The 12,544-nt window shown below is 39.7% G+C and carries 15 protein-coding genes; 3 read left to right on the top strand and 12 right to left on the bottom strand.

Annotation, left to right across the window (positions count from 1 at the left end; genetic code table 11):
* The 11 genes from ACH0AK_RS14790 to rplM form a co-directional block, all read right to left on the bottom strand.
* Positions 1–92: thiamine pyrophosphate-binding protein (locus tag ACH0AK_RS14790; protein WP_195514418.1), on the bottom strand; the 92-nt coding region annotated here is incomplete at its 3' end.
* A gap of 269 nt (positions 93–361) precedes the next feature.
* Positions 362–1,051, bottom strand: a complete 690-nt coding sequence (gene alsE / locus ACH0AK_RS14785) for a D-allulose 6-phosphate 3-epimerase (RefSeq protein ID WP_010734017.1) — start codon at positions 1,049–1,051, stop codon at positions 362–364.
* Positions 1,052–1,705, bottom strand: a complete 654-nt coding sequence (gene fsa / locus ACH0AK_RS14780; protein WP_010734016.1) for a fructose-6-phosphate aldolase — start codon at positions 1,703–1,705, stop codon at positions 1,052–1,054. It lies immediately after the preceding gene.
* A gap of 31 nt (positions 1,706–1,736) precedes the next feature.
* Positions 1,737–2,837: a PTS fructose transporter subunit IIC gene (locus tag ACH0AK_RS14775; protein WP_010734015.1), complete on the bottom strand. Its 1,101-nt coding sequence runs from the start codon at positions 2,835–2,837 to the stop codon at positions 1,737–1,739.
* A 24-nt stretch (positions 2,838–2,861) separates the two neighbouring features.
* Positions 2,862–3,176 (bottom strand): PTS fructose transporter subunit IIB, encoded by a 315-nt coding sequence (locus ACH0AK_RS14770; protein WP_010734014.1) that lies wholly within the window; start codon positions 3,174–3,176, stop codon positions 2,862–2,864.
* A 20-nt stretch (positions 3,177–3,196) separates the two neighbouring features.
* Positions 3,197–3,646, bottom strand: a complete 450-nt coding sequence (locus ACH0AK_RS14765) for a fructose PTS transporter subunit IIA (RefSeq protein ID WP_010734013.1) — start codon at positions 3,644–3,646, stop codon at positions 3,197–3,199.
* A gap of 15 nt (positions 3,647–3,661) precedes the next feature.
* Positions 3,662–3,973 (bottom strand): PTS fructose transporter subunit IIB, encoded by a 312-nt coding sequence (locus ACH0AK_RS14760; RefSeq protein WP_010734012.1) that lies wholly within the window; start codon positions 3,971–3,973, stop codon positions 3,662–3,664.
* A 30-nt stretch (positions 3,974–4,003) separates the two neighbouring features.
* Entirely contained in the window at positions 4,004–4,414 is a 411-nt protein-coding gene (locus ACH0AK_RS14755; RefSeq protein ID WP_226077342.1) for a PTS sugar transporter subunit IIA, read from the bottom strand.
* Positions 4,404–5,888, bottom strand: coding sequence for a BglG family transcription antiterminator (locus ACH0AK_RS14750; RefSeq protein ID WP_153830611.1), 1,485 nt, complete (start codon positions 5,886–5,888; stop codon positions 4,404–4,406). The genes ACH0AK_RS14755 and ACH0AK_RS14750 overlap by 11 nt, the downstream gene beginning before the upstream one ends.
* Positions 5,889–6,718: 830 nt before the next feature.
* Positions 6,719–7,111, bottom strand: coding sequence for a 30S ribosomal protein S9 (gene rpsI, locus ACH0AK_RS14745; protein WP_010733940.1), 393 nt, complete (start codon positions 7,109–7,111; stop codon positions 6,719–6,721).
* 15 nt (positions 7,112–7,126) lie between these two features.
* Positions 7,127–7,555 carry a 50S ribosomal protein L13 gene (rplM, locus tag ACH0AK_RS14740; RefSeq protein WP_318841664.1) on the bottom strand — a complete coding sequence of 143 codons (429 nt, stop codon included), beginning with the start codon at positions 7,553–7,555 and terminating at the stop codon, positions 7,127–7,129.
* Between the two features lie 377 nt (positions 7,556–7,932).
* On the opposite strand from rplM, the gene ACH0AK_RS14735 reads away from it, so the two are divergent.
* From ACH0AK_RS14735 to ACH0AK_RS14725, 3 genes are all read left to right on the top strand, one after another.
* Positions 7,933–9,144, top strand: a complete 1,212-nt coding sequence (locus ACH0AK_RS14735) for an argininosuccinate synthase (protein ID WP_023520555.1) — start codon at positions 7,933–7,935, stop codon at positions 9,142–9,144.
* 101 nt (positions 9,145–9,245) lie between these two features.
* Positions 9,246–10,631 carry an argininosuccinate lyase gene (gene argH, locus ACH0AK_RS14730; RefSeq protein ID WP_499797078.1) on the top strand — a complete coding sequence of 462 codons (1,386 nt, stop codon included), beginning with the start codon at positions 9,246–9,248 and terminating at the stop codon, positions 10,629–10,631.
* Between the two features lie 158 nt (positions 10,632–10,789).
* Positions 10,790–11,764 (top strand): hypothetical protein, encoded by a 975-nt coding sequence (locus tag ACH0AK_RS14725; RefSeq protein ID WP_153830612.1) that lies wholly within the window; start codon positions 10,790–10,792, stop codon positions 11,762–11,764.
* Positions 11,765–11,782: 18 nt separating this feature from the next.
* Here ACH0AK_RS14725 and ACH0AK_RS14720 read toward each other — a convergent pair.
* A partial coding sequence (locus ACH0AK_RS14720; RefSeq protein WP_499797077.1) for an EndoU domain-containing protein occupies positions 11,783–12,544 on the bottom strand: 762 nt, incomplete at its 5' end.

Below are 12,544 nucleotides of genomic sequence, written 5' to 3'. Positions count from 1 at the left end.
AACCCCGGATGTCCTGAATTTGCTTTTTGTACTGCATCGACACTCAATGTACGGATCGTATTCACACCAAGCTGATCTACTTTATCAAACAATATAATTCCTCCTTATTCGTTCCTATAAAATAATACCCATTCTTTAATTTTCACTTTGAAAATAAGACAGAAGAATCAAAAATGAATGAGGCATTCTCGATTTTCCTGTCTTATTACTCGATGGTGACCGGCTTTCTTATAACCTAGACAAACGGCGTTCGAAAGCCAACTCCTTCAATAGTAAGGCGGAACGTGAAAAAATATGCGAAGCTATTTTCCCACGTTCCGCCTTACTATTCGGAGCTGACCGGCTTTCTTACGACCTTCTCTTACCCGATCGTTTTCCCAGTCATTTCTTCATAATCGGTTTTCATGATTTCCCATGACTTTTCGATTTTTTCATCTAAACCAAACAAGCCACTGCGACCGACGATATAAATATCTGGTCCTGCTGCATCGATTCGTTTGAAGGATTTACGGTTGGAAGAGCCGTCCATTTCAATCACATAGTGATACCCTTTTTCTTCGCGTAGTTCGCGTAAAGCAACGATCTTATCCAGTGTACTTTCAATAAACCGTTGTCCAGCAAACCCTGGATCGATCGTCATGATCGTGATTTTATCGACCAATTCGATGTATGGGAAGATGGCTTCGATCGGTGTTTCTGGGTTCAAAACGACGCCAGCTTTTAACCCTGCATCATGGATCTGATCAATCAAACGAAAAGCTAAACCATCTAATAATTCGGCGTGCATACAGATCCATTCACACTTTTGCTCGATTAATTGATTCACCCAAAAACTTTGGTCTTTAACCATTAAGTGCGCAGACATCGGTAGATTACTGATTTTACGTACCTCATCAATGAACCATGGAGATAATGTGATATTTGGTACATAATGACCATCCATGATATCGATATGGTAAGAATCGACATGATCATTTAAAAATTCGATTTGTTCTTTGAACTTATCTAAGTCCATCGTCATCAATGAAGGTGAAAATTCCACTTTTCCCATTTATTTGTTCCCTCCTTGAAAGCTTTCCCAGTCCGCCATAAATTGCGCAATCCCTTTATCTGTCAATGGATGGCTCCACAACGTTTGGTACAATGATGGCGGTACAGTGGCAATGTGTGCGCCAACTAAACTCGCTTTTTCCACATGTTCCGAATTACGGACACTTGCTGCAATGATTTCTGTAGAAAACCCGTAAGTATCTAGTACTTCACGTAGTTTTGCGACAAGCTCGATCCCGCTCGTTCCGGTATCATCTAATCGACCTAAAAATGGTGAAATAAATGTCGCACCTGCTTTTGCTGCTAGTAACCCTTGCGCCACAGAGAAAATCAATGTGACATTGGTCTTGATCCCCAATTTAGATAATTCGTTCGTCGCTTTCAATCCTTCTTCTGTCATAGGGATCTTGATCACGATGTTTTCCGCCCATTGGACGATCTCTTTCGCTTCTGCGACCATGCCGTCTGCTTCCAAACTAGTCACTTCTGCTGAGACAGGTCCGTCAACGATCGAACAGATTTCTTTGATGACTTCTTCAAACACGCGTCCTTCTTTGGCAATGATCGTCGGATTGGTTGTCACCCCATCGACTAAACCTAGCGCATTGATTGTTTTGATTGCTGTTACATCTGCTGTATCTAGAAAAAATTTCATCGATTTTGCCCCTCTTTTTTACGCACTTATTTTAAAAAATCTGAATATCATCTAAACTGATATCTTCTTCCTCTTTCTCTACTACTAAGTCCATTTCTTCTTCCGGCACGTTCTTTTTGATCACAGCTAAAACGACGGCTGTTACTAAGACGTTCACTAAGATTGCGATCACACCTGCCCATGGTCGAGACATCGTTGGGATCATCAAGACACCACCGAAAGGAACCGTTGCATCCGCACCTAAGATCATCGTTGTTGCACCACCAGCAAATCCTCCGATTGCTGTTGCGACTACGCCACGTACGATATCATTCATAACTAAAGGAATCACACCTTCAACAATATTGATGACACCCATTGGTACGGCTGATTTCAATGTCTCTACTTCCACTTTTGTATAGATATTCTTGCGGAACATTTTGGCGATAAAATAAGCTAAACCAAAGCCGATCGGTGTGGCTGTATTGACTAATTGCAGTGCGGTAATCGGGCCATTCAACCCTTCCGCTTGCATCGTCAACACAAAGGCAAATACGGTTTTGTTGATTGGACCACCGTAGTCGATCCCACTTAATAAGCCGATCACACCACCAAAAATCAATAAGGAAGAATTGCCTAATCCATCTAAGAAATTCGTTAATAATAGCGTTAATGCTGCGATTGGCGCGCCAATGATATACACCATGACTAAGCCACCAACAATTGAAGCAATAAATGGAATAATCAATGTTGGCATCAATCCTTTTGCCCATTTTGGTACTTTGACATGTTTTAAAATACCTAAAACAAGATAACCTGCTAAGTAACCACCTAAAATCCCCCCGATAAAACCAGCACCAATTGCATTTGCTGTTAAACCAATAATGAAACCTGGTGCGATCCCTGGTTTAGCTGCAATGGAATAAGAAATCCCAGTAGCGATCACAACTGGTAATAATCCTAAACCAGCGCCACCCATCGTTGCTAACGCATCCCAAATCGAAAACTCACCTTGTACAAGTGTTCCTTGACTTGTTCCACCAAAGGCCATGCCGATTGCAATCAGGAATCCGGCACCACATACGATTGGAATCAAATATGAAATCGCTGTCAATAAATGTCCTTTTAAATTTAACTTTTTAATTGCCTCCATTTTTTGTCTCCCCCATTCTGGTAATTATTGTTGCACGACTACTTCTTCTACTTTTTCAATCAACTTACTCGGTGATTTTACAGCAACTTCTGTCGGTACTTGGACGATTCGTTTTCCTTCAAAACGTTCACGACCACTGATTTTGACATCTACAGCTAAAATCACGACATCTGCTTGACTAATTTGCTCTGCTGTCAATTCATTTTCGATCCCGATCGTTCCTTGTGTTTCCACATGGATCTCATGCCCGGCCTTTTTTGCGGCATTCTCCAACTTTTCTTGCGCAATGTACGTATGAGCGATCCCCACCGTACATGCTGCTACTCCAACGATTTTCATTTTTTCTTTCTCCTCACTCTCTATCCAAATGCAGCGACTACTTCATCGATTTCTCTTGCAGCAATCAAACGTTCCACCACTTCATCATTTCCTAACTTACGGGCAAATAAGGACAACAATTTCAAATGTTTTTGCGCACCTTCCGTATCGTCTCCGACTGCAAACAAGATGATGCCTTTCACACCCTTACCGTCTAATGTCTCCCAAGGAATTTCATTTTCAGTCACCCCAATCGCCACACCGACCTTCTTCACATACGCACTTTTTCCATGTGGAATAGCGATATAATTACCGATCCCTGTTTGACCTTGCGCTTCTCGCAAATAAATATCTTTCACAAACGCTTCGACATCCGTAATGTATTCTTGTTCATACAAGCGATTGGCTAATTCATATAAGACCGCATCTTTCGTTTTTCCGTTTAAGTTCGTTTTGATGATTGTTGGATCAATGATTTCTTTGATCTCCATTTTCCTCACTCCTCATTAGTTACTGACAACTTCCATTGCTTTTTCGATTAATTTGTTTGGTGATTTTACCGCGATCTCTGTTGGTACTTGGATGATTTTCTTTCCTTCGAAACGTTCCCGTCCACTGATCTTGACATCCACTGCTAGAATCACGATATCCGCTTGGTCGATGGCTTCTTGTGGCAATTCATTTTCAGTCCCGATCGTTCCTTGGGTTTCGACATGGATCTCATGACCCGCTTTTTTTGCTGCATTCTCTAATTTTTCTTGTGCGATATACGTATGGGCGATTCCCACTGTACATGCTGCTACTCCAACGATTTTCATTATTGGTTCCTCCAATTTTTGATAGTATTTTTATCGTTCTGTAAAATTACCAGCTTTCAATTCATCTAGATAGTCAGGATCAGCCAGTTGTCGCATAAAATCAGCAAGCTGTCGTTTGACTGCTAGTGTTTCATTTTCTGCTAGTAAGACAACGATGAGCAATTCCACTTTTGAGATTCGTTCCGACCATTCAGTAATTGGCTGTTGGGGACGAATCACCCAGACCTGTGTTTTGGCTAGTGCTGGATGTTCAAGATGAGGCAAAATTACGCATTCCTCAATTTGGATATCTCCTGCCTCTTCTCGCTCAAACAATGCCTGTTGGATCGCTTGTGCCTTTTCTTTTGAGGTAGGAAAGACTTGTTGACTGATCCATTCATAAGTCGCTACTTTGGAAGCCAGTGACATCTGATCGAATAGTTCCACGAAATTATCTATCATGATAAATATCCTCGATTTTCTGTTGGATTCTTGACTGGTCATCAGCGGTCAACATCGCACTAACGATCAAAGATTGAACAGGAAATGCTTCTTTCAGGCCAACTGTTGTTAAAATCAACTCGATTCCTGGCGTCTTCTCTAACACTGATTGGTAATTTTTCGTACTGATCACATCTACGATTTCTAATTCCGGAAATTTTTTGGCTAACTTCACCTTCAATAATTCAGAAGTTCCCACGCCAGTTGTACACATGATCAGTGTTTGGATCGGAAATTGGTGCGTCTCAATAATTCGTGCAAAATACAAGGTGATAAACCCAATCTCATCAGGCGTGATCGTTGGAAGCTGAAACGTTTGACTCACCTGTTTTGATACTTCAGCAACCGTATTAAAAATCGTTTCATACGTTAATTGGATTTGATCCAACAAACTATTTTTCACTCTGATTTGATGGCGCAACCGATTGACCAAAGGTTTGATATGATTAGCAAGATCTGTAAAAATCATCTCGCTTGCTACATTGAGATTTAGCTTCTCACCAACTTGATGCAAGTAATAAGAAGTAATCTCAATCACTTCTTCTGTGAACGTTTGGGTCTTCGTTTGACTATTATCCGTTCTGGAAGAAAGCAAATATTGATAAAGATAGTAGATCTCACTTACTGGTAATTTCGTTTTCAAATATACTTCCACTTGGCGGATCACTTCGATGGCAATATCACGAATCAAGGATTCATTATCTAAAACCTGTAATTGTTCCATCGTTAATTTTTCTCCAGTGGCTTGATAATTCGTTTTTCTTGCGCGACGTACCGCAATGTATAGATGGGAGAAAATATTGATATTGTATGGGTAAGGAATCGTGCCATTGAGTTTTTTTTCAATCAGCTTGATCTGTTCGATGACAAAATTCGCATCGTAACGATTAAACGAAAATTCGTCCGATAAAGCGATTTCATCAATATCGAAAATATTCAATCGTTGAATCAACTCAGTGATCGCTCGACGGATATTCTCTTCCTTGCCTTCGATGGCTAATGTCCGATTTTTGCGGATCAATTGCAGATCATACGCTGAAATCCGTTCCGCAATGATTTTTTCATCATTCGCAATCGCTGAATCACCAACATAATAGGTTTGATACAAATCAATGACTTTTAGTGCTTTAGGCGAGGATAATAATAATTCTTCCATCACATTATTTTGCCGCTCTGACGGTAGGACTTCCACAGAAGACACAATTGTTTGATTCGTCTGTGCAATATATTTTTCATAATCCAGTTTGTACCCCCGACCCTTTTCAGACAAAATCAGTGGCCCATTTGGAAACTCGTCATTCATTTTTTTAACCAAGCGGTAGACCGTCTTGGTAGAGGTACTCATTAACTCTGCCAACACTTCAGCAGTAACATAATCTCTTTGCTTTGATAAAAGAAGCGTTAATTTATTCCCTCGATCCATTTGACTAGTCATAGCTCTATCCCCCCTGTATCTTTATCATAAGCGATTATTTTTATTCTGCTTCACTACATAATGTCCCTTGCAGCGGACAAAATGTATTCGGTTACACAAGGTTGTGAGAAAGCTGGGCAACTCCGAGTATTAAGAAATAATTTGAGAAAATAGCTTCTCCTATTTTTTCAAATTTTGGCTTAATATCGTAGGAGTTAGCTTTCGAACACCGTTTATCTAGGTTGTGAAAGAAGCGGTCAGCACTGAGTAATAAGACAGAAAAATCGAAAATGGCTTTTTCGTTTTTGATTTTTTTGGCTTATTATTGAAGTGTTGCTTCTTGAACACCGTTTATCAGGTTGTGAGAAAGCCGTTCCGCCTTACTATTGAAGGTCAGCTTTTTTAACAACCAAATAGTTACATTTTTCGAAGCTAAAGATAACTATATGAAAACATAACATTTTAGCCATTATTTTTAAAGCGAACATCAAAAAAATCCTTTTAAAATGTTTTTGACCAAAGAGTTCATTCCATAGATTTACTCGTGATTTCAACATGAATCACTTGAACAACCTAGTAGATTTAAAATAACTAACAACATTAAATAAGATAACTTATCCTATTCATTATTTACAAATAAGTAAAACAAGCGAGCAAACAAATCACGTAATGTCTCTACTATCGGATATTTGAACTCACCAAATTTATTTAAATAAGCGTCAAAAAAAGACGCTTCGCAAACTGAATTGCGAAACGCCTTGATTGTTTCAATTGAATGGTACTCGATTTCTTTAAAAATCTCCGTCCCATACTGTATTCGTAAGCAAATAAATTCGCAACGACGCCAGCAATTAACGTTTTGAGAATTGTGAAGCTTTACGAGCTTTTTTAAGACCCGGTTTTTTACGTTCAACCATACGTGCGTCACGTGTAAGTAACCCAGCGCGTTTAAGAGCTAAACGGAAGTCAGGATCAACTTCTAGCAATGCACGAGCGATTCCGTGACGGATAGCTCCTGATTGTCCAGCGTAGCCTCCACCGTTTACGTTAACAAATACGTCATATGCGCCTTTTGTTTCAGTAACGCCGAAAGGTTGATTGATAACTTCACGCAAGTCAGCATGTGGAATGTATTCTTCAACATCTTTTTTGTTGATAGTAATTTTACCAGTTCCTGGTACTAAGCGTACGCGAGCAACTGCATTTTTACGACGGCCTGTGCCGATATATTGAACTTGTGCCAATGAAATTCCCTCCTATTAGATTAAGTTTGTGATGTCTAAAACTTCTGGTTGTTGTGCTGCATGTGGATGTTCTGCTCCACCGTATACATTCAATTTTGTAAATTGTTTGCGGCCTAAAGTATTTTTAGGTAGCATGCCTTTTACAGAAGTTTCGATCAAACGACGAGAATTTTTAGCACGCAATGCACCAGCTGAGATTGATTTCAATCCTCCTGGGTAGTTGCTGTGACGGTAATAAATTTTATCAGTCGCTTTTTTACCTGTTAATTTCACTTTATCTGCATTGATAACAATGACGAAATCGCCAGTATCCAAATGAGGGGTGAAAGTTGGTTTATTTTTTCCACGTAGTACAGATGCAACAACTGTTGAAAGACGTCCCAATGGAACATCAGTTGCGTCTACTACATACCATTTACGTTCTACTTCGCCTGGTTTGGCCATATATGTTGTACGCACGTTAGTTTCCTCCAATTTAAGTTCTGATGTTTGACATACACTTCGAGTTTCCGGGGCTCTTTGTGGGGCAAACAATACCATTTAACATATTACCTGCAAATACCGATAATGTCAACGTTTTTCTATACTTTTGAAAAATTAAATTTCTTTTTCATTTTTATCTTTTCATCGTTTTAGTTTCTTTTAGACTAAGAAATTCGTTATGTATAAAAAGTTGTGTATTTACATTATTTTTGAATATTATTTTCATTTTATTTGTTTTTATGTATATTTATTTAATTTATTGATTGCTTTTTTATTTTTATGGTGTTATCATTTGAAACATCTATTTTGAAAACACTTAAAAATAAAGGGGCGATTTTATGAAAGAAAAAATTATATTGGCTTACTCAGGTGGATTAGATACCTCTGTGGCAATCAAATGGTTGGCAAAAGATTATGAGGTGATTGCTTGTTGCCTAGATATCGGTGAAGGCAAAGATACAGCTTTTATTAAAGAAAAAGCACTTCAAGTTGGTGCAATTGCGTCTTATGCCATCGATGCCAAAGAGGAATTTGCTCAAGAATTTGCATTGATCGCGCTACAAGGTCATACGTTTTACGAGCAGTCTTACCCACTGGTTTCTGCGCTTTCTCGCCCCTTGATCGCAAAAAAATTAGTGGAATTAGCTCGAAAAACTGGTGCAACGACGATTGCTCATGGCTGTACAGGAAAAGGCAATGACCAAGTTCGTTTTGAAGTAGCAATCAATGCCTTGGCACCTGAAATGAAAATCATTGCACCGGTTCGTCAATGGCAATGGTCTCGGGAAGAAGAAATCGCCTATGCGAAAGAAAATGATGTGCCGATCCCAGCAGATTTGGAGAATCCATATTCTATCGACCAAAACTTGTGGGGACGTGCTTGTGAGTGTGGTGTGTTAGAGGACCCTTGGGCGACTCCGCCAGCAGGTGCTTATGATATTACGACAGCGTTGGAGTATACACCTGATCAGCCGGATATCATTGAACTCACTTTTGAACAAGGCGTTCCAGTTGCTTTGAATCAAGAAAGTTTACCTTTATCCGAATTGATCTTGTCTTTGAATCAATTAGCCGGCAAGCATGGAATCGGACGGATCGATCATGTGGAGAATCGTCTGGTAGGGATCAAATCGCGGGAAGTGTATGAATGCCCTGGAGCGATCACTTTGATGCAGGCACACAAAGAGCTGGAAGATTTGACCTTCGTTCGTGAATTAGCACATTTCAAACCAATGATCGAGCAACAGTTGAGCCAAATGATTTACGATGGTCTCTGGTTCAATCCATTGACCGATGCGTTGATCTCTTTCTTGAAAGCAACACAGACTGCGGTCAATGGGACTGTCCGTGTCAAACTATTCAAAGGAAATGTCATCGTTGAAGGACGTAAATCAGCCAATAGTCTATATAACGAAGAACTAGCAACGTATACTTCAGCGGATACCTTCGATCAACAAGCTGCTGTCGGTTTTATCAAGCTTTGGGGTCTACCATCGAAAGTCTATGCGGAAGTTCAAACGCAACAACAAACAGCCGTAGGATCAGAGTAGCGAGTAAAGCAATCAAAAGAAAAGTAAGGTAAAAGCTGAGTGCGAACTCAAACAGGACCTTTTACCTGCTTTTCTTTCATTCAAAACATAGGAGGAATCACATGGATAAACTTTGGGGTGGACGGTTTCAAGGAAAAAGTGAACAATGGATCGATGCATTCGGTGCTTCGATCTCCTTTGATCAAAAATTAGCTCAACAAGATATTTTAGGTAGTCTCGCCCATGTGAAAATGTTGGCCCATACTGGGATTTTGTCCGAGGAAGAAGCGCAACAGATCATCGCTGGTTTGGAAAAACTGCAAACACGCTTAACGAATGGCACTTTGCATTTTTCGGTGGAAAATGAAGACATCCACTTGAATATTGAAAAATGCCTGCATGAGGAAATCGGACCTGTTGCCGGGAAACTACATACTGCTCGTAGCCGTAATGACCAAGTCGCAACAGACATGCACTTGTATCTAAAAGATACGGTACTTGAACTGATTGAAAAGCTTCATTCGTTACGTCAAACGTTCGTGGAAAAAGCAGCAGAGCATACGGCTACGATCATGCCAGGATATACTCATCTGCAACACGCCCAACCGATTTCCTTTGGCCATCATCTCTTAGCGTACTATCAGATGTTTACTCGTGACCATGAACGCTTCACAGAAAGCCTGAAACGAATCGATATTTCCACTTTAGGCAGTGCCGCATTGGCAGGTACGACGTTTCCGATTGATCGTTCCTTTGCTGCAAATGAATTAGGCTTTTCTGCTGTTTATGCAAACAGTTTAGACGCCGTTAGTGACCGTGATTTTATTCTGGAGTTTTTAAGTAATGCTTCATTATTGATGATGCACTTGTCCCGTTTTTGTGAAGAAATCATTTTTTGGTGTAGTTACGAATGTCAATACATTGAACTTTCGGATACTTTTTCAACAGGCAGTTCGATCATGCCTCAAAAGAAAAATCCAGATATGGCGGAATTGATACGTGGAAAAACTGGTCGAGTATATGGTAATTTATTTGGTTTACTCACGTTGATGAAAGGTTTGCCTTTAGCTTATAACAAAGATTTCCAAGAAGATAAAGAAGGCATGTTCGATACGAGTGAAACGATTTTAGCTAGTCTCTCGATCATGGAAGGTATGGTCAAAACCATGGAAGTGAACAAAGCCCGAATGTATGCAGCCACGCAAAAAGATTTCTCCAATGCGACTGAGTTAGCCGATTACTTGGCTGCAAAGGGCATCCCCTTCCGTCAAGCACATGAGATTGTCGGTAAACTCGTCTTACATTGTACACAGCAAGGTTGCTCGTTACAAGACCTCCCACTAACAGAATTCCAAGCAATCAGCCCGCTGATCGAATCTGATCTTTACGATACCTTACTTCCAGAAACTGCCGTGAAACGTCGCAATTCATTAGGTGGTACAGGTTTTGACCAGGTAGAAATACAGATTGAGCAAGCACTACATCAGTTGAAAATAGACAAGAACTAAAAGAACATCTTGAGACAATGTTTCCACACGTTATCTCAAGACGTTCTTTTTTGTAGTTTACATTTTTCAAAAATATGCAAAAAAAGTTCAATCTTTCAAGAATAAACATGTCATACTTTAGTTTAAAAAACTTTTTAAAACAGAAAGGAATAATACCTATGACCTTCTTCCCCTTTGTCGATCCCAATCGTCGACCGCAAGCCAAGATCAGAAAAATGACAGAAGAACTCACACAAAAATTTCAAGCAATCGATCCAGATTTGACTTTGATACATAATGATAACTTTATTGATTATGGTCCAGAGGTCTTTCCAAAGCTATCGAAAATTTATTGGGACCCTCGTGTGCCAGATCATCCAATGGAACATTTTGTGTATTCGGAGTATCGGTTGAAATATCAATTTTATACGCTCTATTGTTTTACACCTTATGGCGAACAAATTGATGAACATTACGGAAAAGTAAATCATTCGGATCGAAAAACGCTACAAGCAATTGACGATTTGATATTAACTGTTATTCACACTTATCAAGCAAAAAACTTATCTTACTGGAAGGATTTATTTCCAGAAGAACAATTCCAACAAACAATCGCATCTCATTATCAAAGAACTTCACAGATGATCGGTGAAGGTAAAAAAAGTAGTCGACTAATCACATTCACTGACCCCAAGCATCGACCTTTGGCTGCTGTAGAAAAGAATACGAATTTTCTAGAAACTCAGCTAAATCAATTAGATTCTCGATTAACTGTGACTCATGATGATTCATTTATTGATTTCGGCCCAAAAGATGGACATTTTCTTGCGGAATGTCCATATGATCCTGAAGAAGACGACCCAGACGATGATAGACTGGGTTTATCGGATGAAGAATATGTCATTTGTTATGAAAACACTCCTCTATTTGGGATTTCCCCATATGGATTGAGCTTTGGATATCACGGAGATTTTTTTAATGGGGGGATTCCGATGATAGACTACCTAGGAATAAGAAAGACTCACAATGAAACTATTTTAAAAATTATTTACACGTATAAACTTTATAATATGTATTATTGGCGTGAACAGTATACACCAGAAGATTTCCAAATAAAATCTAAAAAGTTCAAAAAAGATTGGTCCTTAAGTTAATTAAGGACTAATCTTTTTCTATTCAACTGGATAGGCTGTTACAACAGTGACCTTTCCATTTGCTTTAACATTTACGCTGACATTTATACTAAAAACTCCACCAGTTTCTTTCCCAATGAGGTCTTGTCGTCCAGGTACATCTGTAACTTTCTCCTCAATTATACGTTCGACTTCACTCGTAATTTTCTCTGCATTCCAATTATCAGGAAATACGGTAGTCTTCGCACCCTTAAAATTTGTTCCATAACTCACTTTAGCCTCAAAAGGTTTTCCTTCCACCACTATCCCAGTTGGTTCATAAACTACTCCACTGTCTGGACTATAAAAATCAGGATGGCGCGAATGAGCTCCTGATATAATCAATCTCCCATCTCTCCCCGGTCTTACCTCCCCCGCCACATGTCGCAAGGCTTTACGGTTATAGTATTCGGTGGTTGGTAACCTCTCTACCAAGGCTTCATTTGGACAGCCTTTGGTGATTAGAGCCTTTTCCGCTTCCAATACGCGAGCGGCTTCGGCTTCTTCGACTTCAATCGCTGCTAGGATAACTTCTTCGGATTCAACTGCTTGTAAGACAGAAATCATTTCAGACCATGGTAAGCACATGGCGATGAGTAAGACGTCCATTGGTTCGAGCTTCAATTGGGACTGCTTGATGACCCAGTCGGTATTTTCGTAATTTGGTAAGTGCTTCAATACACTACCACCGACTTCAGAAATCGCTGCAATGGTGGTGTCATCTAAACTCTTTGGCAAAGAATTCGTGCGTTCTTCATCAAA

The sequence above is a fragment of the Enterococcus pernyi genome, from assembly GCF_045371165.1.
Classification (GTDB): Bacteria; Bacillota; Bacilli; order Lactobacillales; family Enterococcaceae; genus Enterococcus_B; species Enterococcus_B pernyi.
Note: the sequence above shows the minus strand (reverse complement) of the source record. Positions and strands in the feature narration are given on the sequence as shown.